The sequence below is a fragment of the Herbiconiux daphne genome (assembly GCF_024979295.1).
Taxonomy (GTDB): domain Bacteria; phylum Actinomycetota; class Actinomycetes; order Actinomycetales; family Microbacteriaceae; genus Herbiconiux; species Herbiconiux daphnes.
On record NZ_JANLCJ010000005.1, the window covers coordinates 113,347 to 136,148 of the forward strand.

A 22,802-nucleotide genomic window follows, 5' to 3' on the forward strand; every position below is an offset into this window, starting at 1 on the left:
CGGTGACCTCAGGCAGCGCCGTGCCGCACCCCGCTGCGGCGTGCCAGGAGCATCGGCACCACGAGGGTGAACGCGAGGGCCGCCGCGCCGACCACGAGAGCCGCGGGTGAGAACCGCTGCGGGGCATCCGGGCGCAGCAGGGCGAAGTAGACCACCATCAGGCCGACCGCCTGAACTCCGACGAGCGGCAGCGCCAGCCGGGGCACGCGCTCCAACAGCCAGGCGAACGGAACGGTGGCCAGCACGAGGATCCAGGCGTGCGACCCCTGCGCCACGATGGCGGCGTTCGCCGAGAACAGGGCGATCACCCACACCACGATGCACACGAGCATCGCTCCGACGATCAGCAGCCGCTGGCGGCCGGCGGAATCGAGGCGGCGCCGGCGGGCGAGATTCCACGCGATCATCGCGACGAGGCATCCGACCGCGATCACGCCGAGGGCGAAGGCCGTGCTGGTCCAGTCGACCACGCGCAGGAAAACGAACGGGTTCACGTTCGGGTCGGCCAGCCGGTAGAACTGGTCGGCGCCGAACACCGTGCCCAGGTTGGCCAGCCGGTTTCCGACCAGGTCTCTGAACGGCAGCGCGGAGTACTGGGCCACGAGCACGTCGGCGAACGAGTCCTGGGTGACCGGCACCCAGCCCGCCAGGTGCCACTTCAGCAGGCGGTCGCCGGGCGGGTCGGTGAACCGCTGATAGATGAACCACGGTGCATAGAGCAGGATGCCGGCCACCGCGCCGAGCGCGATCGGGCTGAACGACGCGCGGATGCCGCGGCCGCGCAGCGAGACGAGGCCCACGATGACCAGGGCCGGGATGGCGAAGGCGGCGGCGCCGTGCGCGAGCACCGCGAACGTGGCCGAGATGACCGCGAACACGAACGGCCAGAGTGCCCCGGTCGTGGTCTGCCGGGTGGCGAGCAGAAAACCGAGGGCGGCCAGCACGAGCGCGGCCGAGAGCATCTTGGGCCAGGTGTAGACCGAGTCGACCAGGATGGTCGGCACCACGGTCGCGAAGACGAGCGCGCCGATGGCGACCCAGGCGCGGAACCTCAGCAGTCTCAGCAGGCTGTAGCCCACCGGCAGCCAGAGGAACTGGCTGAGCACGTCGACGGCGAACGACGCCCCGAGCGGGAGGGTTCCGCCGAGCCCGACCGGCGTGAGGCCCGAGATCGCCTGCGCGACGGCGACCACGGGGCTGACGAGCAGCTCGAACCCGGTCTGCAGCGGAGGCCGGTCGCCGCCGTTCCAGTCGCCGAGCAGCAAGGTGGTGCTCTGGCCGAGGGCCAGCTTGTCGGCGAAGAGCATCGGGATGGTGTTGTCGCTCGGCAGCAGGAAGTGGAAGAACCGCCCGGCGACCACCGAGTAGGGGTCGGTCGCGGCGCCCCAGAGATAGCTGAACGCGATGGCGAAGGTGATGGCCCCGGCCATCAGGGCGAGCACCGGCACGGCCTCGCGCCAGCGCCGCCACACCCCGCCGTGCGCGACCGCCACGATGGCGCCGCCGAGAAGAACGGATGCCGCCACGAGACCCGCCGCCGGTGCCACCCAGTAGGCAACGAAGGTCAGCCACGCCGCCAGGGCGAGCCCGACGGTCGCGAGCAGGGGCGCGAGCTGTGGCGTGTGCTGCCACAGCGACCGGGTCGCGGTCATCGCGCCGAGGAACACGAGCCCCAGGGGAATCGCCAGCACGCCGAGCCAGACGAGCACCAGCCACATCGACACGGGAGCCTACCGGCAGAGGGTCAGGGCGGTGCCGGCTGCGGTGACGGTGGCCGGGCGACCGGCGACCGACTCGAGCTCCGTTCCGTCGGCCGGCACGGCGATCGACCGGGTGGCGTCGCTCGTCGGGTAGGCGAGGGTCGCGGATGTCGCGGCGCCGTCTATCGGGGCGATCTCGAGGTCGGTGCCCTCCGCCACCGCGACCGTGGTGTTCGCGGGCACCGTCGAACAACTCGTGCCCGCGTCGGCATCCGCCTCGACGGCCGCCCACTGCACGTTGAGCGACACCTGGTCGGCGGTCAGCTGCGACGGCTCCTCGCCGTCGATGCGGCCGGCGTCCACCATGCCGGTGAGCTCGCTCCAGGTCACGGTGGGGGCGAGACCGGGCGAGGGCGCGGCATCCGCCACCACCGGGAACTCCTGCTGACTGAGGTAGGCGGCCCCGGTCAGCAACGCCGCGTTCGAGGCCTTCCAGTCGGCGAGCCCCCGGGCGTCTTCGCCGAACCCGACGATGTTGATGGCGCTCCAGCCCGCGAGCAGCAGCACGATCACGGCGACGGCCAGCCGCGTCGCTGAGACGAACCGGGCGATCGTCGCCACGAAGAGCGGGATCGCCGCGATCAGGATGAAGTAGCTGTAGCCCCCGCTCGCCGATTCGGCGACGTCGCGGCTCAGCCGGCCGACGAGGGTGATGACGAGTGAGAGCACGAGGCCGACCAGCAGGAAGAGGTAGGTGCGGCGGGCCCGCGAACTGCCGACCGGCGCGTTGCGCACCGCCAGGTAGGCGATCACGCCGAGGGTGCTGACGACGAGCAGGGGGGTGGTGAACGAGTCGCTCACCGGGATCGAGTCGTTGACGGCCTTGTTGAGCAGGGCGTAGACGAACTCGGGTCCGTCGCGCAGCACCTGCGTGATGCTGTGGGCGCTGTTGTAGCTCGGGATGGTCCAGAACACGCGCGCGAGCACGAACCAGACCGCCGGGATGAGAACGGTCACGATGCCGAGCAGGTAGCGGCGCAGGCTGATCGCCGCCAGACCGGCCGCGACCCCGAGGGGGATGTAGGCCGAGCCGCTGAACGTGCCCACGATCGAGAGCGCCATCATCCAGACCCAGCGGCTTCGGTCGCCGAGGGCCGGCGACAGGGCGCAGTAGAGCACCCAGAGGCCGGCCGCCGTCGCCGCGGTGTACTGGAACTGCCCGGCCCAGGTGAGGGTGCCGACGCCGGCCGCCATGAGCAGCACGGGAGCCACCGCGGCCACGGCGACCGCGCGCGAGGGGATGACGAGGCGGAGCAGCTTGTAGACGGCGACACCGCCGGCGAGGTGGCTGATGATCATCGGTGCCGCATAGAGCCAGTAGCCCTGCAACCCGATCGTGTTGTAGAGCAGCGAGAACCAGAGCTTCGTGAAGAGGATGGTGTGCTCGTTGTGCGGGGTGATCAGCCAGCCGATCCAGCTCGCGCCCTCGGGCGGGTTCAGGTAGTCGAACTCGTCGTAGATGAACCACTGACCGCGCACGTTCGCCCACAGCACGAGAGCGGTCACGACGAGCAGCAGCACCAGCGCGACGCGCGCCACGACCACGGGATCGAGGCGTCGCCAGAGGCCGAGGAGGCGTCGGTGGGCACCCGTCACTCCACGGTCGACGGCGGTGTCGAACCGCGTCACAGACGATCCTGCAGGGGAGTGGTCACTCATTCCGGGCACCATTCGTTTCACTGGGGGAACGGATCGACACTACACTCGTCGAGTTGTGCGCCGCTCGCGGCACTCCGCGGCCACCGGGCGTCAGGCGTTCAGTCGGCAAGGATGCGCTCGCAGGGCACGGAGAAGGTGAAGCCCGGGGGCGCGATCGGCACGTCGACCGAGCTGTGCGGCCGCGCCTCGCAGGCCGCTCGGAAACCGGGCACCGAGGTGCTCAGCTCGGGCACGCCGGCCTTGTTGTCGGGCGTGCGGTAGTTCAGGATGCCGGGGGCGATGAGCGCCGCGGCTACGACGAGCGCCACCACGATGCGCACGACCCGGCGGGCGCCGCGGGCCTCGGGCCCGGGGAGCCACATGCTGACCGTCGCCACGATGGCCACGATCAGCAGCAGAGACGGCACGACGAGGTAACGGCCGCCGAGGAAGACCTCCACCCCGGGTTCCTGGCGCCCGAGCGACGCCCAGGTGAGAACCGCCGTCACGGCGTAGAAGCCCAGCGACCCGGCGAGGGCCACCGCCGCGAGCCCGCTACGGCGCCAGCGCAGCGCGATGAGCGCCGCGAGCACGACCATGGCCGCCGCGGCCAGGAACACCACCGGCTGCCGGCCGAGTTCGGCATAGAGCCGCGTGCCGTCGACCTGGCCCACCAGATCGCCCCAGACCACCCGCACCAGGTAGGTGGCCGCCATCGGTCCGGGCTGGAGTTGCGGCTCGCCCCGGTCGCGCTCGGTGCCGAGCGCCACCAGCACCTGCACCACCCCGGCGGCGACGAAGGCGATGCTCACGATGTTCTCGCGCAGGCGGGGCAGGGCGAGAGCCCGCGCGACGACGAGCGGCAGGAATGCCAGGGCGAGCGGGTCGCTCATCACCGCGGCCGCGACGAGCGCGGCGGCGAACACCGTGCGGGCGACGCCCCCGCTGCGGGCGGAGAGCGCCATGAACAGGCCGAACATCAGGAACCAGTGCGAGTTCGACGTATTGGTCGCGACCTCCATCGACCCGATCGGCACGATCAGCACGAGAATCCACAGCAGGGCGCGCAGCGGCACCTGCACCCGGTCACGGGTGAAGACGAAGGCCGCGAGGGCCGCCGCCGACCACACGGCGGCGCCGGCGAGGTTCATGCCGAGCCCCAGGTAGCCGGTGGGCACGACGCCCTCGACGATCTGCGCCGCCGTGCGGGGCAGGAAGTGCATGTAGCCGGCGTAAGGCGTGAAGAGGTTGGTGAGGTAGTCGGCGTGGAAGGCACCGGCCAAGAACTGGTTGCCGTCTTCCGACCAGAGCACGTTGCGCTGCTCGCGCGGCAGCCGCCCGATGGTCACGACGATCCCTGCCGCGAACAGCACGACCACGACCGCGGCCCGCAGCAGCAGGGGCCGAGCGGGCGTGAGGGCGCGCCCGAAGGCCCAGTCGGCGAATCTGTCGCGGCTCATTCCGCGGGCTCGGCCGGTGAGGTCACCGTCGCCGGAGCGTCGTCGGGCAGTGTCAGGCGGCTGAGCGCGATGTTCCAGCCCCGCTCGGAGTACGGCCCGGCCGTCAGAAGGCCGGCGTCGACGAAGGCCCGGATGTCCCCGACCGTGACGCTGGGGGCGAAGGCAGGGTCGGGGTAGGCCGAGATGTTCACGTCGCGGCCCGGCTCGCCGATGAGCGCGACGGTCGCGTAGAAGACATCCCTCGTCGCCTGCTCGGTGATGGCCTGTGCCTGCCCGGTGACCCGCATCACGTAGCCGCCGTAGACCGCGGTGAGCCCGAGGGCCGCCACGATGGCGATGCCGACCCATCGGTTCGCCGCGGCCAGACGGGTGCAGAGCAACCCGATCAACGGAACGAGCAGCACCGTCGTGAGGTAGATGTATCGGCTCGACATCGAGGTGTCGGCGCTGAAGTCGATGCGCGAGACCGCGGTCACCAGGGCGAATGCCACGGCGGCCGCGGCGAGTCCCAGGGCCGCCGGCGAGGCCGTGAAGAGCCGGCGCGCGAAGATCGCGCCGTACAGCACCAGCACACCGAACAGCAGGTATCCGAAGAACGGCACCGGCGTCAGCCCGTCGAGCCCGCCCACGATCATGCGCACCGCGAAGGCCGGCACGTCGATCACGAACTTGTCGACGCCACCCGGCTTGATGCCCGGCGGCATGAAGTAGACCGGGTTGAGCTTCGCGTAGACATACCAGGCGCCGTAGACCGCCACCGCGGGCGTCAGCAGCAGCGCCGTGCGCCAGAGTCCGACGCGCCGCAGGGCGACCACGCCGATCGCCACGAGCATGGGCAGCGCGGTGCCCGAGAACAGCAGCGACAGCACCGACACCAGCGCCACGGCGAGAAAACGGCGCCGGTAGTTCTGCCGCGTCATCCGGTCGGTCAGCAGCACGGCCACGAGGCCGAGCAGCACCGCGCCGAGAAACCCGAACTGGAAGGCCCAGAGCACGTTCTCGCTGCCCGCGCCGAACAGTGCGACCACGAACGCGAGGGCCACCGCGATCCACGGCGCCACCCGCAGGCGCCGCATCACCCGCCACAGGGCGTGGGCGATGCCGAGGTGGATGAGCAGCGTCGGCACGAGATAGGGCCAGTAGCTGCCCAGCCCGAACAGCTGCCGGGTGGCGGCGGTGACGAGCATCGGCACGGTGCTCCAGTGGCCGAGGTGGGGCGTGAAGTAGTCGATCGACGAGAGCTTCAGAAAGTCCCACTCGTCGAAGAAGAACCACTGCCCCCGGCCGCAGACGACGAGCCAGGCGAACGCGACGGCCATCGAGACGTAGTGCACGGTGGCCGGCGTGAGCATCGTGCGCAGTCGCGTGGCGACCGGATGCCGCGGCCGCGCGACCGGCGAGGCGGCGACCAGCCCGGTCACTCGTCGCCTCCGGATGCCGGAACGATGTTCTTGATCGCCAGGTCGAGCGCCGCCTGATCGAACTCGCCCACGTCGAGGTAGCCCGCGTCGACCAGGCCGCGCAGCTGGTGCACCGTGAGCGTGGGCGCGTAGAGCGGCTCGACGTAGGCGTCGTCGTCGACGGTGACGGCCGGGTCGTCGATGAGCGACGCAGCCGCGTAGACCACGGCCCGGGTGGGCAGCTCGATGCCGGCCATCTCGGCCGAGTGCTGCCGGATGCCGAGGGCACCCCACACGCCCACGGCCGCGCTGACGGCGAGCACGGCCGCCAGGGCCACGCGCCGGCGGGAGCGGAAGAGCGCGCAGAGCGCGGTGAGCGCGACCCCGCACAGCGGCACCGCCATGGCGAACACGAAGTAGAGGTAGCGGCCCGAGGTGGCGAGCGCGGGGTCGATGTTGAGGCGCGAGAAGCCGGTCAGCAGGCCGAACGCGATGCCGGCGAGGGCGAAGGCGAGCGCCAGGGGGGCCGCGCGCCACTGACGCCGCAGAGTCGCGACGGCGAAGACGAGCAGGGCCACGGCGACGACGAGGCCGGCGAACGGAAGGGGGGAGAGGCCCTGGAAGGCGCCCACGATCATGCGGCCCGCATACAGCGGAACGTCGATGAGCAGCTGCCCCGCCGAATCGGGCTGCCACTGCGTCGGCATCGAGTAGGAGGGGTTGGCCTTGGCGAACAGATACCAGGCCAGGTAGACGACGGTGGGGGCGCCGGCCACGATGACGGCGCGGACGAGTCCCACGCGTCGCAGGGCGAGCAGCGCGAGCGCCGCGACGAGTGGCACGGCGGTGCCGGCGAACATGAGGCCGAGCAGCATGATCAGGGCGATCACGGGCGCCCGCCGGCGCAGGTTCTCGCGCGTCAGGCCGTCAGCCAGCAGCACGGCGATCGAGCCGCACAGGATGCCGCCGACGAAGCCGAACTGGAAGGCCCAGAGGATGTTGTCGGCGCCGGCCCCGTAGAGGGCGAAGACGAGCGCCAAGGCCGTGGCGATCCATGGCTGCACACGCACGGCGTTCATCACGCGCCAGAGAACGTGGGCGAGGCCGACGTGCACGAGGATGACGAGCACGAGATAGGGCCAGTAGCTGTGCAGCCCCACGGTGTGCACGAGCGCCTGGGTGACGAGCATCGGAACGGTGCTCCAGTGACCCACGTGCGGCGCGAGGAAGTCGAGACCGCCGGTCGTCAGGAAGTCCCACTCGTCGTAGTAGAACCACTGGTCTCTGCCATACCAGCAGATGAAGGCGAAAGCGAGGGCGAGCGTGGCGTAGTGGGCGTGCGCGGGTGTCAGCCACCGGCGCACGCCCACCGGGCGCATCGACTCAGATGGTGCCGTCTGCGACGGCATTCTCAATCCACGGGATGACCTCGTCGAGCATGTCTTCGAGCGTGGTGGTCGCTTCGAAGCCGAGCAGCTCCTTCGCCTTCGAGACATCCGGAACGCGCTTGGCGACGTCGTATTCGAAGCCCGGGTCGCTGGTGTAGTTGAAGGGCACATCCGGGCCCTTGATCTTGCGCCAGATGGTCTCGGCGAGCTCGAGCACCGAGTGGCCCTCGGCGGTCGAGACGTTGAAGTCGTTGTTGAGCGCCGCCGGGTGGTCGAGCGAGAGCACGATGCCGCGCGCGAGGTCGCCGCCGTAGGTGTAGTGGCGCACCTGCTCGCCCGAGCCGAGGATGTGCAGCGGGTCTTGACCCTTGAGCACCTTCTGCACGAGGTCGGGCACCACGTGGCTCATGGCGAGCTTCACGTTGCCCGAGTCGATCTCGACGTCGCCGAGCGCGCGGCTCTCGCCGATGCCGACGCAGTTGAACGGGCGCAGGATCGTGTAGGGCAGCTTGTACTGGTCCCAGGCGGCGCGGGCGAAGTACTCCACCGCGAGCTTCTGGAAGCCGTACGACGACAGGGGCGGCGGCACGAGGCGCTCGTCGCCTTCTTTCGAGGGCCAGCGGTCGGTCGACTCGAACACCATCGAGCTCGACATGTAGGTCACCTTCTCGAGGCGGCCCTTCTTGTGGGCGGCGATCGCGGCGTCGACGCTCGAGGCGATGATGCGCTCGTTCTGCGCCAGCAGGTCGTAGGCGTAGGTGTGGAAGTACGAGATGCCGCCGATGAGGGCGGCTCCGGCGATGAAGTGGTCGCAGTCCTCGAGCAGGCGCGTCATCAGCTCGACGTCTTGCACGTCGCCCACCACGAGCTCGTAGTTCGGGTTGTCGTCATAGCTCTTCTTGACGGGGCCGTACTTGGAGTAGTTGTCGACTCCGACGACCTGGTAGCCCTTGGCGAGCAGCTCTTCGACGATGTAACCGCCGATGAATCCCGCGGAGCCGGTGACGAGGACCTTCTTCATGAATGTGTTTTCTTTCTGGTGGGTGATCAGGGAGTGGGGGCGGACTTCGCTGCGAGCTCGTGCAGTTCGTCGACGGTGAGCTTGCGGCCGAACGCGAAACGGTACCAGCGGAAGTACTTCGGCAGCCATTTCGCGAGCTTGAAGTTCGACTGACCGAACGCGCGGTCGAGCCAGATGGTCGGGATCTCGGCCACCGGCAGCCGCAGGCGGCGTGCTTTCGCGGTGAGCTCGAGCCCGATCTCGAAGCCGTCTTTGGAGTTGATGCCCACCTGGCGCACGAACTCCGCGTTGTAGGCCTTGAACGAGTTCGTGGCGTCGCGGGTGCCGGCGTTGGTGAACAGCTCGAGGGTGATGCCGGCCGTGCGCGAGAGGAAGCTCTTGAAGCGCGGCCCGCCGACCTGCTGGCCGCCCGGCATGTAGCGCGACGCGGCGGCCACGACGACACCGCGTTCGACCAGGCGCACGAGGTCGTCGATCTGGCGCGGGTCGTCGCATCCGTCGGCCATCGTCACCACGACGGTCTCGCTCGTGGCGTGGTCGATGCCGTAGCGGATGGCGTAGGCGGGGCCCCGGCCGTAGTCGTTGACGAGCACCTTGAGATTCGGATGCCGCTCGGCATAGCGTTCGACCACGGGCACCGTGGTGTCGCTCGGGGAGTCGACCACCACGAGCACCTCGGAGTCGAGGTGCACCGCCTCGAAGATGCGGTCGAGGCCGGGAACGATGTCATCGCCCTCGTTGTAGGCGGGGATGACGATCGAGGCGCGAAGCCCGTCGGTCAAATCACGACCCCCTGGCCGAGCATGTTCCAGACGTCGGCGACCGGCTTGTCGGTGACGAGGTCGCGGTATTCGCTGTGCGGGGTCGCGATGATGAGGATGTCGGCCTTCTCGAGCACCGACTCGAGCGGCAGCAGGGTGTCGTCGGTCTCTTCGGTCACGTAGGGGTCGGTGCCGAGCACGGCCTTCGCGCGGAACTTCAGCACCCGGCGCAGCTTGTAGGAGAGGCTGGAACGGATGTCGTCGGAGCCGGCCTTGAACGCCATGCCGAGGATGCCCACGGTGAGGTTCTCGAGGTCGAAGCGCTTCTCGAGCTGGGTCACGATGTAGAGCGGCAGCCCCTCGTTGACGAGCATCGCCGAGTGGCCGAGCGAGAACTTGTTGTCGCTGAACGCGGCGAGCTGCATCGTGTCTTTGAACAGGCACGGCCCGGCGGCGAAGCCGGGGCCCGGCAGGTCTTTGGCCCGCGGGTAGTCGTGGGTGAGACCCTTGCGGATCTTCTCGAAGTCGAGCCCGCGGTCGTTCGCCATCATGTAGAACTGGTTCGCCGCGGCGAACTTGATGTAGCGCCAGGTGTTGGTGAACAGCTTCGCCAGCTCGGCCTCTTCGGGCTCGAGGTCGACGATCTGGTCGGTGAGGGTGCGGAACAGCTTCGACGCACGGGCGCGGCCGGTGTCGGTGCGGCTCGAGACGATCTGCGGCAGGGTGAAGAGCTCTTCCATCGCCTTGTGCTCGGCGATGCGCTCGGGGCAGAAGGCGACCTCGGTGGCGAGGCCGGCCTCGCGCAGGCGGCGCTCGACAAGGGCGGTGACACCCGGGTAGACCGTGCTGCGCAGAATGAGCAGCTGGTCGTCGGAGAAGAACGGCATGCAGGTCTCGAGCGCGGCCGGGATGGCGTTCGGGTCGGGGTTGAGGTGCTCGTCGACCGGCGTGCCGATCACGACGATCACGTTCTCGGCCGTGCCGACCACGCTGGCGTCGGTCGACGCGGTGAACATGCCGTTGGCCAGCACCTTCTGCAGCACGGGTTCGGCACCGGGCTCGCTGAACGGCATGACTCCGGCGTTGATGCCGGCGACCGCGCGTTCGCTCACGTCGTAGACGACGACTTTCGAACCACGGTCGGCCAGGGCGATGGCCAGAGGAAGGCCGACGTGGCCACCTCCGCCGATGACGACTACGTCTCTGTCAAAGTTGGTGGACAAACGCCTGACCTCTTGTTGTAGGGGATGTTTTTCGCGACTCTCTGCCCGTGTCGACAGCAGTAGAGCAATCGCAAGGATACATGGCCGGTTATCATTTTGAAGGCTCGGCACACTCGCCGGGCGTCAGGATGCTCAGGAAGCCTGCTACGTGAAGAAGATCTGGAACTACCTCTGGGAGCGCTTGGTGCGCTACGCGCTCAAGTTCGGCGTGGTGGGGCTCATCGGTTATTTCATCGACTTCGGCATCTCCAACTTCCTCTGGTCGGGCGCGCTCGGCGACGGATGGTACGAGACCCCGCTGGGCGGAAAACTCATCTCGGTCACCGTCGCGACGCTCGCCACCTGGTTCGGCAACCGCTACTGGACCTTCCGCGACCACCGCCGCAAGAACTTCGTGCTCGAGCTGGCCGAGTTCAGCCTCATCGCGGTCATCGGCCTCGGCATCTCGCTGGCCTGCCTCTACGTCTCGCACTACCTGTTCGGCCTCACGTCGCTGTTGGCCGACAACATCTCGGGCAACGTCATCGGCCTGGTGCTCGCCACGGCGTTCCGCTTCTTCCTCTACCGCTTCTGGGTGTTCGCGCCCACGCGTGCCGACGGCTACACGGCCCTCAAGAACAAAGAGGCCGCGGCGGCCGAGGCGGCTCAGCCCGCGGCGGCCTCGTCCAGCACGTAGAGCGTCACGTCGTCGAGTTTCTCGACGGTGAGATCGCCGGCGTGCTCGTCGAGGAACTCGGTGACCGCCGGCGTCGGCGGAAAGCGCAGCGAGTCCTTCGAGATCACGGCCACGACGTCGGGGTCGGCGGCATCCTTCGTCTCGCGGTCGTCGAGGTATTCGGTGTACTCCCAGTCGGCCATGCCGTCGACGAGGATGTCGCCGTCGTCGACCCCCAGCTCGTCGAGTGCCGGCAGCACGAGTGCCACGCCCGCGGCCCGCTCGTTCCAGATGGCCACCGAACTGTAGGCGCCCGAGACGACGGCGAGCAGCACGAGGGCACCGCCCAGCACGCGGGTCGCCACGGTGGCCGCGCGGCCGCGTTTCGCCGCCAGCAGCGCGCCGATGCCGATGCCCGCGAGGGCGCAGAACAGCCAGACCCAGGCGTAGTAGTAGTGGGTGAGCGCGACCTTCGAGATGCCGAGGTAGAACACGAACAGCAGGGCGACGGCGGCGCCGAGGTAGAGCACCAGGCTCCATCGCCGGGCCCAGAGCGAGGCGAGGGAGCCGATGGCCAGCACCGCCACGGCCGCGACACCCATGCCGTCGACCATGAACAGCAGGTTGGCCCACCATTGTGGGAACAGCTGCGGCACGCCCGCCACCACCACGAGGTGGCCCTGGGCGTCGTGGGTGGCCTGGAACTCGACCATGTAGGTCAGGGCGCTCCGGATGCCGAGCGGCAGGTAGGCCGCGACGAACACCACCGCGAACACGGCGCCGAACACGAGGCCGCCGAGCACGGTGTCACGCCAGCGCCTGCGCAGCGGCATCCGGCGGTCGAGCAGCGGTAGCAGCAGGAGGGCCGGAACGATCACGACCGACGAGATCTTCGACGTGACCGAGAGGGCCATCAGCACCGCGGACGCCACGAGCCAGACCCACGATCTTCTGCGGAACCACAGCCATGCGGCGGCCATGGCGGCGATGGCGAACACCACCATGAACGGCTCGAGCAGGGCGAACCGGTCGATGCGCACCCCGCTCTGCACCCCGCGCGGCAGCACGAGCCAGAGACCGGCGACGCTCAGGGCGCCCACCCAGCCGATCTCGCGGCGCATCCAGAAGTAGAGGATGAGCGCGCCCACGATCACGCACACGCCCACCGCGATTCGGCCGGCGAGGGCGCCCTGGCCGAAGAGCAGCTGAGCCAGGCCGATCAGGTATTTCGCGGTCGGCGGATGCTCGCGGTTGGCCGAGAAGTCGCCGTGCACGTAGGCCCAGCCGGCGTCGAGGTAGATGGGTTCGTCGGCATTGAAGTTCGCGGCCCCGAGGTTCCAGAACGCGAGGTAGAGACCCCACGCGAACACAGCCGCGAACGCCACCCACTGCACCACGCGACCGCGGCTGCTGCCCGCCGCGACCCACGGGGTCGCCTCGGTCGCCGGCCTCGGCCGGGTGCGCGAAGTCTCGTGGGTCACGACGACCAGGGTAGAGGAGCTCGGTGGGAGGTCAGGACTCTCCGCCGACGGGCGGTTCGCCCACGAAGTCGTGCGCCTCTTCCGCGAGCTCGGGCCACAGCTGCAGGTCGCTCACGCGCACCCAGTTGCGCTCGGACTTCTCGCCGTCGAGGAACGGGGCGGCGACCCCGCGGGTCGTGAGGTCGGCCGTGCGGGCCTCGGAGAGTTCGACGACGAGGTCGTCGCCCTCGACGAAGGCGAAGAGCTTGCCGTGCACGAGCAGGCCCTCGGAGGTGACCTTGACGCCCTCTTCGTCGCGCAGCGAGAGCAGCAGGTTGTCATAGGCCGCGGCGGTCAGTTCGTTCACCATGGTCGTTCCTTTCGATCGATCGAGTGGGCGGGAATGTAGGGCTGCTGAGCGGGCTGCTGGCCGGGCCAGTGCTGCTCGGGCCAGGGCGTGCGCGCATCGGGTTCACCGGCCACGGGCGGCAGCGGCGCGGCGACGAGCACGCGGCGGTCGCGTCCGGCGATCGCCACGTAGAGCGCGAAGCCGATTGTCAGGGCGGTGAACAGCGCGATCAGGGCGACCGAGCCGAGCGGAGGCACCCAGGCGCCTGGCTCCAGCATCGCAGGCCAGTCGGTGGCGTAGCCCGAGGCGAAGCGGCGCAGGGTGGTGGCGAAGGCGTAGGCCGTGGCGAAGGCCCAGGCGCCGGCCACCAGCCACGCGATGACGGTCAGGATGCCGCGGCCACGGCGCCAGCGCACGAAGCGCTCCGAGGCGGCGATGCACGCGGCCATGCCGAGCAGGAGGGTCATCAGCAGGATGAGCGTGTAACGGCCCTGCCAGATGAACCCGCCCTTCGTGACGTAGGCCGCTTGCACGAGCGGGGGCAGGAAGAAGAAGGCCAGGGCCATCGCGATGACGAACACGAGCTTGCGGCCGCGCACCCAGATGATCACGCCGAGCACCAGCAGCCCGGCGAACGCGTAGAAGACGTGGTACACGGCGGGATGCAGGGTGGTGTCGAGCCAGCCGAGGATGCCGACCATCTGCCGGGCCTGGCCGTAGAAGTTGCCGATCAGGCCCCAGAATCCTTCGATCGGGCTGAGGCCGACGCCGGAGTTCGACGGCACGACGTCGGGCCCCGAGCTCGGTCCGGTGCCGAGCGAGTTGCTCTGCAAGGTCCACCAGAGGCTCACCACGGCGCTGATGGCGATGAGCAGGATGGTCACGATCACCCCGGGGCGGCGCAGCAGCCCCAGCAGGTCGCGCCCGGTCAGCAGCACCAGCGGCAGCACGAGCAGCACCGCGACCCAGAGCGGCGAGATGCCCCGGGTGTTGCACACCAGCGCCGCCGAGACGACCACGAGCGTCAGGCGGCCGCCGAGCAGCTTGGGGTTCGGCTCGAGCACGATGCTGAGCATGCCGGCGAACATCGCGAGACCGGCCGTGAACTCCAGGGCGTTCGGGTTCACGGTGCCCATGAGGTAGAGCACGATGGGCGTGATGCCCACGAGAACGCCGACGGTCGGCACCCGGCGCGAGCGCCACGAGCCGATCACCCAGAAGCACACGGCCAGAAAGAACGACGTGAGCACGGCGCTCACGATGCGCATGGCGTAGATGCCCGAGAAGTCGGGCAGCACGAGCGACGGCCAGCCGACCAGCCAGTAGTAGGCCGGGTTGTAGAGGCTCGCCGACGAGTGGCTCTCGACGATCTGTGACGGGTCGCCGGTGAACGGGGGAGCGCAGGATGCCGGCGTGTCGGCGAAGAACGCGAAGCAGCCCTGCTGATATTCCGACGCGAGAGCGGCGGGCACGTGCAGCACGCCGCCCGCGGCGATCATGGTCTCGGGCAGGAGCTCGCCACGCACCACCGACCCGGCCTTCACGACGTGGGCCGGTTCATCCGGAGACCCGCCGATCGGGGTCGCCAGCGCCCAGAGCGAGCCGAGCGCCGCGAGCAGCAGCCACGGCAGCAGCAGCGACTTCCAGACGGACCGTCGAGGCCGGGCGGGAGCGCCGACGGCGACGGCCGGCGATGGAGCGTAGGTCATTGGTTCCTTCGGGACTCGAGCGCCTGGCGGGCCTCGGCCAGCGCCTTCTCGAGCTCGGTGATGCGCAGGTCTTGCAGGGCGACCGACTCGGCCAGGGTGCGGGTCTCGCTCTCGAGCTCGGTGAGTTCGCCGGAGTGCTGGATCGACACCAGGAACAGCACGGCGATGCTCACGAAGAACACGAGGTTGGTGGGCACGGTCACGCCGACCACGCTGGCCGCCCAGCCGAGCAGGTCGGGGAAGATTCCGACGACGAGCGCCAGGGTGCCGGCGAACAGCCACCAGATGGCGTGGCGTTCGCGCAGGTGGTGGCGCCGCAGCGACTCCACCACCACCCCGAGGGTGATGAGGGCGGCGACGATGCCGAGGATGTAGGTGGCGACGCTCATGCCGTGGGAATCGGTTCTGCGAGGGGAACGGGCGGGCGGATCAGCGCGACGAACAGCGCCATCGCGGCGCGGCCGAGGTAGACGGCCGCCTTGTAGGGGTTGTGCGAGGGCACGCCGCCGGCACGCGGGCGCATGGCGACGGGCACCTGGGTGACGGTGAGTTTGGCGCGCGAGGCGATGACGAGCGATTCGACCGTGTCGCCCAGGTACTCCGACGGGTAGTGCTGGGCGAACAGGGCGACCGCCCGTGGGCCGCTCGCGCGGAAGCCCGACGTCGTGTCGGTGAGCTTGGTCTTGGTGAGCGAGCTCAGGATGCCCGAGAGCGCCTGCATCGCCCAGCGGCGCGGGCCTCGCACCGCGTAGTCGCCGACGCCGGCGAACCGCGCGCCGAGCACGAGGTCGTAGGTGTCGAGCTGGCTCACCAGCGCCTCGATGCCGACCGGGTCGTGCTGGCCGTCGGAGTCGACCTGCACCACGTTTGCGAAGCCCTTGGAGCGTGCGTACTTGAACCCCGCCCGCATCGCGCCGCCGACACCGAGATTGATCGGCAGCTGCAGCACGGTGGCGCCGGCCGCGGCTGCCTCGAGCGCGGTGGCATCCGTCGATCCGTCGTCGACCACGAGGCACGAGACGCCGGGCACCTTCGCGAACACCTCGCGCACGACGGCGCCCACGGCCTCTTCTTCGTTGAACGCAGGCATGACGATCAGCGTGCGTTCGAGGGCGGTCGGCATGCCCACCATCATAGACGCGGGCCCCTGGCGGAATCCGGTGACGCCGCCGTGCGGCACGGTGCTCAGCGCCCCGCCAGACGGCGCTCGAGCGAACCCGGGATGCGCCCGGTGCGCCCGGCCCAGCCGTCGCGCACCCCCGCGGCCATCGCCCGCAGTCGGGCGGCGCGACCGGGAGCGACGGCGAGCACCACGAGGCAGTGCCGCAGGTCGGCGAGCGTCTCGCGCACGCACCAGGCCCGGTTGCCCCGGGCGTGCCGGCGGTTGAGCAGGATGCGGTTGCGCAGCAGGTAGTAGTAGCGGAACGGCTTGCTGACGACGAGGGCAACCGGGGCGCCGCCGAGCACCAGGGGCCGCCCGAGGAGGGTGGGTGTGAACCGGTCGCCGAGGCTGTGCCCGAGGGTGGCGCCGGGCGCGAGCACCACGACGAGGCCGAGCCGCGCCGCGCGCAGGGCGAAGTCGGTGTCGACGCCGTCGATGAACAACGGCTCGGCGAACAGGCCCACCCGGTCGAAGGTCGGCGCCGGAATGAGCAGACCCGACTGGATGGGCGTGCCGCCGAGCATGAAGCCCCGCGAGTAGCCGGTGACCGGCGACGGCAGCCCCTCCACGTGCACGGGCGCCACCATGCCCACCCGTAGTCCGGCGCCCGCCGCGTCGCCCGCCGTGGCGACGAGGGCCGCGACGACGTCGTCGGCGATGCGGGAGTCCTGGTCGAAGGTCAGCACGAACGCGGGGCGGGGCTCGGCGGCGAGCACGGTGCGCACACCGGTGTTGAGCGCGGCGGCGATGCCGCGATTGGCGGCGTGGCGCACGACCTCGGCGCCGGCATCCGTCGCCGCCTGCAGCACGGCGTCGGACGCGGGGCCGCTGCCGTCGTCGACGACCACCACCCGCGCCGTCTGCGCCACGAGGCTGCGCACCAGCGGAACGAGCCGCTCACCAGGGCGGAACGCCGTCACGACAGCGCTGACCGCGGGGCTGACGAGCTCGGTCACAGGCACCTCTCCGCTCCCCGGACGATCCTCGGGAGCGACTACTATGCTTGCACTCCATGACCGAATCGAGCCCGGAGACACAGCCGGGCGACGACACCGGAGCCCGGGTGCCCACCATCGGGCGGCGCTCGTTCGTGGGCGTCGGGGCGGCCTCGCTCGTCTCGGCGGCGGTGGGGTTCGCGGTCATCATCATCGTTCCGAACGTGCTCGACAAGCCTGAGGCGACGCTCTTCCTCACCTTCTGGGCGTTCCTGTTCGCGTGGTTCGGCATCCTCGGCGGACTGTCGTCGGAGACCACCCGTGCGGTGCACGCGAGCGATCGCAGCCCGGTAGCGGCATCCGAACGACGGGAACCGCGGATGCTTCCGGTCGGGCTCGGCGTCGGCGTCGCGCTCGGCGTGCTGCTGTGGGCGACGAGCTTCTGGTGGGCACCGGTGCTGCTGCACGAATACGCCTATCTCGCCCTGCCGCTCAGTGCCGCGATCGCCCTCTACTCCGGGCATGCCACCATCGTGGGCATCCTGGGCGGGCGGCTGCAGTGGCCGACCTATGTGCGGCTGGTGATCGGCGACTCGGTGCTGCGCATCGTGCTGGTCGTGGTGGTGGCCGTCGTGGCGGCGAGCGTGGCCGGGTTCGCGGTGGCCGCCAGCGCCTCCACCGTGGCCTGGCTGATCGGCCTGCTGTTCTCGCCCACGCTGCGTTCGGCGGCCCGGGCGCGCGCCGACAACCGCTTGCCCGAGTTCTTGAAGCGGGTGGGGCACGCGTCGCTCGCGTCGGGGTCGAGCGCGGTGCTCGTGGTCGGCTTCCCGGTCGTGCTCAGTCTCACGACGAGCCCGGAGGCCTACCTGCTGGCCACGCCGCTGCTCGCGGCCATCACGCTCACCCGGGCCCCGCTGCTCATTCCGCTGAACGCCTATCAGGGGGTGGCGATCGCGCACTTCGTGAACAACCGCTCGGCCGGCATCCGCACCCTGGTGCCCGTGGTGAGGCTGCTCGCCCTCGTCGCGGTCGTCGGCGCCGTGCTCGGCTGGTTGCTCGGGCCGTGGCTGCTGACCGTGTTCTACGGGCCGACGTATGTCGTGGCGCCCGCGACCATCGCGGGGCTCGTGATCGCGGCCGGCATGCTCGCCCTGCTCACCCTCACCGGAGCGCTGTGCCTCGCGATCGACAGGCACCGGTCGTTCTCGCTCGGCTGGATCGCGGCGACGGTGCTGGCGATCGTCATCCTGCTGCTGCCGCTCGGCGTCGGCATCGAGGCGCGGGCGGTGCTCGCGCTCGTGATCGGGCCGGTGGCGGGGCTCGTGGTGCACTACCTGGCGCTGCGGCCGGGCGCCGCGGCGCGAGCGCCGGAAGGAGCCACGTCATGAGCGGCACACCCGTTCGGGCCAGCGTCTGCATGGCCACCTACAAGGGCTCGGCCTACGTGGCCGAGCAGATCGAGTCGATCGTCGCCCAGCTGGGGCCCGACGACGAGCTCGTCATCGTCGACGACTGCTCGCCCGACGACACGGTGGCCACCATCGTCGCCACCATCGACCGGCTAGGGGAGTCGCGGGTGTTCCTCACGAAGACCGACCGCAACGTCGGCTACGTGCGCGCGTTCGAGGCGGCCATCAAGCGGGCACGGGGCCGCTTCGTCTTCCTCTCCGATCAAGACGACGTGTGGACCCCCGGCCGGCACGAGGCGATGATCGCCGGCCTCGCGCGCTCGCTCGTCGTGGCGGGCAACCACTCGATCCTCGGCCGCAACGGGGCGAGGCTCTGGTATCCGCCGCTGCGTGCCAGCGGGTCGCGCCGGCACGTGGCGAACCTGTTCGGCATCCTCATCGGCTACCGGCCCTACTTCGGGTGCGCGATGGGTTTCCGGCGCGAGGCGATCGCGGGCGGCATCCTGCCCATTCCCGACTTCATCGTGGAGTCGCACGACGTGTGGATAGCGATCACCGGCAACGTGCGCCGCAGCATCCGGCACCTCGACGAGGTGGTGGTGGAACGGCGCCTGCACGACTCCAACCAGACGCCGCTCGGCATCCGGGGCGCCCACGCCATCGTCGCCGCGCGCTGGATGTTCGTGCGCGCCATCCTCGAGGCCGCCCGCCGCGCCCGCTCCCGCTCCCGTTCCCGCTGAGTTGCGCCAAAGTGCCCTACCCGCGTCCGCGGGTGGGCACTTTGGCGCAACTCAGCGAGGGGGAGCGGGGTTAGGGGCCCAGGGCGTGGCGGAGCAGGGCGCGGCGGCCCTCGGGGTCGTGCGCGCGCAGGGCGGCGGGCAGCTCGCTCAGCGCGTTGAGGCGTGAGGTGAGGTGGTGGCGCGCGGCCCGGGCGGCGCGGCTCCAGCCGAGGGCGCGCATGCGGGCGTCGGCCTCGTCGAAGAGCGCGCGTTCCTCGGCGAACTTCGCGCCGTCGGGCCCGGTGACCGCCGAGACGCTCGTGGCGTGCCGCCTATAGCTGAAGCAGACGGTGTCGTCGAGCACCATCGATCCGCCCGCCTCGATGATGTCGAGCATGAGCGCGAGGTCTTGCACCACCTCGAAACCCTCGCGGAACCCGAACCGCCGCAACTCGTCGGCCCGCCAGACCACCGACGGGAAGTAGGCCCAGTTGCCGCGCAGCAGGCTCGTGGCCAGGCGCTCGCCGGCGAAGACCCTGGCACCGGTGCCGCCGAAGCGCAGCACGTCTTTCACCCGGTCGGCGAGAGGCCGGTGCCGGGCGCCGTCGGCATCGATGACGTCGACCCCGGGCTGCACGATCGAGACATCCGGATGCCGCCGCACCAGCTCGCCCACCCGCTCGACGTAGCCGGGGTGCATGCGGTCGTCGCAGCCCATCAGCACCGCCCGCTCGGCCTCGATCAAGCGCACGCACTCCCGGAAGTTGCCGCCGACACCGAGGTTCACGGCATTGCGCCGGTAGTGCACGCGCGGGTCGTCGATCGCGGCGACCCACTCGCCGGGGGCGGGGTCGGGGTAGACGTCGTCGACCACGACGAGCCGCCAATCGGGGTCGGTCTGCGCGAGCACGCTCTCGACCGCCTCGCGCAGGTGGTCGAAGCGGCCGTAGAAGGGCATCATGATGTCGAGGGTCACGCGGTCACTCCTTGCACGCCGTCAACCCTTGCACGCCGTCAGTCCTTGCCCACGGCGCGCGGGTCGTCGGCGCGGCGGAGGCGGCCGCGCCAACTGAGGTCGCGCGCGGCCTTGACCGAGCAGATCACGAGCAGCAGCCAGCCGTATTCGACCACGATGGCGCTCTCGGCCATGGCCGTGGCCACGAGCACCACCACGATCAGCGCCAGCCAGAGGTAGACGATGCTCTTCTTCGACGCCGCCAGCACCCAGGCCCGGCCGAAGGCGAGACCCACGAATCCCACGAAGATGACGAACCCGATCAGCCCGGTCTGGAAGTAGACGTCGATGAACGCGTTGAGCGCGGAGGTGTGGGCGCGGTTGCCGATCACGTCGAGGGCGAAGAACGGCGACACGTTCGGTCGCCAGTAGCCGGCCCAGCCCCAGCCCTCGAGCGGGTTGAGGGTGATCAGCCGCCAGAGCTCGCGCCAGATCTCGAGCCGGTAAGTGAACTCGCGTCGGGTGGAGAGGATCTCGAGGATGCGCCCCCGCAGCAGGAAGGCGCTGAACAGGGCGAGCAACGACACCGCGAGCAGCACGAAGTGCCAGCCGCGCCGGGTCTCGGGCGCCGCGCGGCGGAGGGCGAGCAGGATGACGGCGGCGACGGCGGTCACGATCGTCACCCCCACCGTGACCGGCGATCCGGAGAGCACGATCGCGAGCCCCGCGATCACCACGCTGTAGATGCCCGTTCCTCGCCGGATCGACCGGGTGGCGAGCTCGATGGCGAACGTGACGATCGCGATCAGCCCGACGAAGCCCACCATGTTGCGGGTGCCGAGCACACCCTGGATCGGCCCCGCCGAGGCCAGCGATCCCGTGATGCCGAGGAACCTGATCGGCACGTCGAGCAGCACGCCCGACACCACCTCGAGCACGAGCGACGCCGTGAGCACCACGCGCAGCACGTCGCCGATCGCGCGCACGATCTGGATGAGATCGCGCACCACGGCCACATAGATGCCCAGGAAGGCATATGCCAGCAGATAGGCGAGGCCGTTCAGCGTCGACGGCAGGTATTTGCTCCAGAGCAGGGTGATGACGCTCCAGGCCAGGAACACCAGCAGCGAGATCGGCAGCAGCCCGTGCCAGTCGAGCTCGCGCCAGCGGCCGATGAACGAGATCGCTGCGAAGAGCACGAGCGCCGACACGACGCCGATGAGCCCCGGCCAGCCGAGGGTCGAGCGGATGAGGAACGACAGGAACGCCGTGGCGATGATGGTCAGCGTGAGCGCGCGGGTGAACCGCGTCGAGCCGAAGAACTCCACCACGGCCGTGGCGACGGGGTGGTGGCGGCGATCCGGCGACGCCGTCATCGGCGTGCGGACGCCTTTCGGGCGAGCCGCGGGGCCACGGCAGGCCGATGCGCCTCGAGGGCAAGCGCCGCGCGTGAGGGTCGCGGATTGACGGCCTCGGGGTCGTTGCCGAGATCGATGGCCACGAGCGACTGATCGAGCTTGGTCTTCACCGCGAACACCACGAGCAGCAGCCAGCCGCCCTCGACCAGCATGCGGCTCTCGACGAAGCTCTGGGCGATCATCGCGGTGAGCAGCAGGGCGGGGGCTAGCGTGAGCGGCACCCGCGAGATGGGCAGCCCGAGCGAGTCGAGCGGGCGGTCGACCGCGAACCACCAGGCGCGGTACCAGGTGGCGACCACGAGGAAGACGAACAGGGCCAGACCAACGAAGCCGAGCTGGAACCACACGTCGAGCCATGCGTCGTGCGCCTGCAGGTAGACGACGCCCCTGCGCACCGCGAGGTCGTTGAACGGCTCGACCCAGGGCGCCCAATAGCTCACCCAGCCCCAGCCGAACGCCGGACGCTGGGCGGCGAGCCCGGCGACCGCGTTCCAGATGTCGACCCGGCCGGTGAGGTCTTCGGACTTGCCGAAGAGCCCGAGCACCTGCTGCCAGAAGGTGCTGACCGCCACGATGGCGCCGGCCGAGACCACCACGACTCCCGCGAGCACCCACACCCGGCGGCCATGGCCCGCGCGGCGGGCGAGCAGCAGCACACCGAGCATGAGGGCGGTCACGACGAGTGCGCCGATCGCCGTGGCCGAGCGCGTGAGCGCGAGCACGATGACGGCGATGGCGATCCACGCGATCGTGGGCCGCGGCCGGCGCAGCTTCTGGGCGAGCTGCACCCCGAAGACGATGAGCGCCAGCACCGCGACGAAGGCCAGGATGTTGCGGTTGCCCACGATGCCCTGGATGGGGCCGCCCTGGAACAGCAGCCCTTGCGACCAGTAGAAGGCCTTCGGCACGACGGTGTCGCCGTAGTCGGTGAAGAACGGCAGCACCGGCTGGCGCACGAAGACGGCGATGACGAGTTCGAACACGAGTGACAGCCCGAGGATCCACGCGAACGCGGTCGACAGGGCCGCCAGCAGCTGCGGCCAGCTGAGCGAGACGCAGATGAAGAGGGCGGCGAGCGTGGTGGCGGCCTGCGCCACGAGGCCCAGCACGGTCGCCCCGGGATAGAACGACCAGGCGAGCGAGACGACGGCGAGCACTCCGAAGAGCACCAGGGTTCGCGGCATCCGGCGCAGCGGCAGTCTCGACCACAGCTTGCGCCTGGTCATCACGACGGCGAGCAGCACCGTGAGAGCGCCCACGAGGGCGAGATAGCCCCACCAGCTGATCAGGTCGCGCCAGAAGTCGCCCGCGAACAGGGTGAACACGACGAGCACGGAGAGCGACCGGGCGGCGGCGTCGGTCGGGTATCGCATATGCAGA

20 protein-coding genes are annotated in these 22,802 nt (G+C 70.1%); 3 read left to right on the forward strand and 17 right to left on the reverse strand.

The features are described from left to right. Positions 1 to 8: 8 nt before the first annotated feature. From N1032_RS14215 to N1032_RS14250, 8 genes are all read right to left on the reverse strand, one after another. Positions 9 to 1,724: a hypothetical protein gene (locus N1032_RS14215; protein WP_259539803.1), complete on the reverse strand. Its 1,716-nt coding sequence runs from the start codon at positions 1,722 to 1,724 to the stop codon at positions 9 to 11. Positions 1,725 to 1,730: 6 nt separating this feature from the next. Then, entirely contained in the window at positions 1,731 to 3,389 is a 1,659-nt protein-coding gene (locus N1032_RS14220) for a hypothetical protein (RefSeq protein WP_259539804.1), read from the reverse strand. A gap of 128 nt (positions 3,390 to 3,517) precedes the next feature. After that, positions 3,518 to 4,858 (reverse strand): hypothetical protein, encoded by a 1,341-nt coding sequence (locus tag N1032_RS14225; RefSeq protein WP_259539806.1) that lies wholly within the window; start codon positions 4,856 to 4,858, stop codon positions 3,518 to 3,520. Beyond that, positions 4,855 to 6,279, reverse strand: a complete 1,425-nt coding sequence (locus N1032_RS14230; RefSeq protein WP_259539807.1) for a hypothetical protein — start codon at positions 6,277 to 6,279, stop codon at positions 4,855 to 4,857. The genes N1032_RS14225 and N1032_RS14230 overlap by 4 nt, the downstream gene beginning before the upstream one ends. Beyond that, positions 6,276 to 7,667: a hypothetical protein gene (locus N1032_RS14235; RefSeq protein WP_259539808.1), complete on the reverse strand. Its 1,392-nt coding sequence runs from the start codon at positions 7,665 to 7,667 to the stop codon at positions 6,276 to 6,278. The genes N1032_RS14230 and N1032_RS14235 overlap by 4 nt, the downstream gene beginning before the upstream one ends. After that, entirely contained in the window at positions 7,642 to 8,667 is a 1,026-nt protein-coding gene (locus N1032_RS14240) for an NAD-dependent epimerase/dehydratase family protein (RefSeq protein WP_259539809.1), read from the reverse strand. The genes N1032_RS14235 and N1032_RS14240 overlap by 26 nt, the downstream gene beginning before the upstream one ends. Before the next feature lie 26 nt (positions 8,668 to 8,693). Beyond that, a complete protein-coding gene (locus N1032_RS14245) occupies positions 8,694 to 9,449 on the reverse strand; it encodes a glycosyltransferase family 2 protein (protein WP_259539810.1) in 756 nt (251 codons plus the stop codon). Then, positions 9,446 to 10,651 carry a nucleotide sugar dehydrogenase gene (locus tag N1032_RS14250; RefSeq protein ID WP_259539811.1) on the reverse strand — a complete coding sequence of 402 codons (1,206 nt, stop codon included), beginning with the start codon at positions 10,649 to 10,651 and terminating at the stop codon, positions 9,446 to 9,448. The genes N1032_RS14245 and N1032_RS14250 overlap by 4 nt, the downstream gene beginning before the upstream one ends. A 148-nt stretch (positions 10,652 to 10,799) precedes the next feature. Between N1032_RS14250 and N1032_RS14255 the strand changes: the two genes are divergently transcribed. Then, positions 10,800 to 11,327, forward strand: a complete 528-nt coding sequence (locus N1032_RS14255) for a GtrA family protein (protein ID WP_259539812.1) — start codon at positions 10,800 to 10,802, stop codon at positions 11,325 to 11,327. Here the strand turns inward: N1032_RS14255 and N1032_RS14260 are convergent. The 6 genes from N1032_RS14260 to N1032_RS14285 all read right to left on the reverse strand — a co-directional run bounded on the left by N1032_RS14260 (position 11,297) and on the right by N1032_RS14285 (position 16,942). Beyond that, complete coding sequence (locus tag N1032_RS14260) at positions 11,297 to 12,787, reverse strand: ArnT family glycosyltransferase (protein ID WP_259539813.1); 1,491 nt, start codon at positions 12,785 to 12,787, stop codon at positions 11,297 to 11,299. The two genes, N1032_RS14255 and N1032_RS14260, sit on opposite strands and share 31 nt — an antisense overlap. Before the next feature lie 31 nt (positions 12,788 to 12,818). Beyond that, positions 12,819 to 13,136, reverse strand: coding sequence for a hypothetical protein (locus N1032_RS14265; RefSeq protein ID WP_259539814.1), 318 nt, complete (start codon positions 13,134 to 13,136; stop codon positions 12,819 to 12,821). Then, a complete protein-coding gene (locus tag N1032_RS14270) occupies positions 13,130 to 14,824 on the reverse strand; it encodes a DUF2142 domain-containing protein (RefSeq protein WP_259539815.1) in 1,695 nt (564 codons plus the stop codon). The genes N1032_RS14265 and N1032_RS14270 overlap by 7 nt, the downstream gene beginning before the upstream one ends. Then, the gene (locus tag N1032_RS14275) at positions 14,821 to 15,213 is read right to left on the reverse strand and encodes a DUF2304 domain-containing protein (RefSeq protein ID WP_259539816.1); all 393 of its coding nucleotides are present in this window, start codon (positions 15,211 to 15,213) and stop codon (positions 14,821 to 14,823) included. The genes N1032_RS14270 and N1032_RS14275 overlap by 4 nt, the downstream gene beginning before the upstream one ends. Next, positions 15,210 to 15,947 carry a glycosyltransferase family 2 protein gene (locus N1032_RS14280; RefSeq protein WP_259539817.1) on the reverse strand — a complete coding sequence of 246 codons (738 nt, stop codon included), beginning with the start codon at positions 15,945 to 15,947 and terminating at the stop codon, positions 15,210 to 15,212. Before N1032_RS14280 ends, N1032_RS14275 begins: the two co-directional genes overlap by 4 nt. A gap of 62 nt (positions 15,948 to 16,009) precedes the next feature. Further along, positions 16,010 to 16,942 carry a glycosyltransferase gene (locus tag N1032_RS14285; RefSeq protein ID WP_259539818.1) on the reverse strand — a complete coding sequence of 311 codons (933 nt, stop codon included), beginning with the start codon at positions 16,940 to 16,942 and terminating at the stop codon, positions 16,010 to 16,012. A gap of 56 nt (positions 16,943 to 16,998) precedes the next feature. On the opposite strand from N1032_RS14285, the gene N1032_RS14290 reads away from it, so the two are divergent. Then, on the forward strand, positions 16,999 to 18,309 hold the full coding sequence (locus N1032_RS14290) for a hypothetical protein (RefSeq protein WP_259539819.1): 1,311 nt from the start codon (positions 16,999 to 17,001) through the stop codon (positions 18,307 to 18,309). Beyond that, complete coding sequence (locus tag N1032_RS14295; protein ID WP_259539820.1) at positions 18,306 to 19,070, forward strand: glycosyltransferase; 765 nt, start codon at positions 18,306 to 18,308, stop codon at positions 19,068 to 19,070. Before N1032_RS14290 ends, N1032_RS14295 begins: the two co-directional genes overlap by 4 nt. Before the next feature lie 70 nt (positions 19,071 to 19,140). On the opposite strand, the gene N1032_RS14300 is transcribed toward N1032_RS14295, so the two are convergent. Genes N1032_RS14300 through N1032_RS14310 form a run of 3 tightly spaced genes read right to left on the reverse strand, consistent with a single transcriptional unit; the run spans position 19,141 to position 22,795 of the window. Next, on the reverse strand, positions 19,141 to 20,025 hold the full coding sequence (locus tag N1032_RS14300) for a glycosyltransferase family 2 protein (RefSeq protein ID WP_259539821.1): 885 nt from the start codon (positions 20,023 to 20,025) through the stop codon (positions 19,141 to 19,143). 38 nt (positions 20,026 to 20,063) lie between these two features. Further along, on the reverse strand, positions 20,064 to 21,380 hold the full coding sequence (locus N1032_RS14305) for an O-antigen ligase family protein (protein ID WP_259539822.1): 1,317 nt from the start codon (positions 21,378 to 21,380) through the stop codon (positions 20,064 to 20,066). After that, positions 21,377 to 22,795: an O-antigen ligase family protein gene (locus N1032_RS14310; protein WP_259539823.1), complete on the reverse strand. Its 1,419-nt coding sequence runs from the start codon at positions 22,793 to 22,795 to the stop codon at positions 21,377 to 21,379. Before N1032_RS14310 ends, N1032_RS14305 begins: the two co-directional genes overlap by 4 nt. Positions 22,796 to 22,802 lie beyond the last annotated feature (7 nt).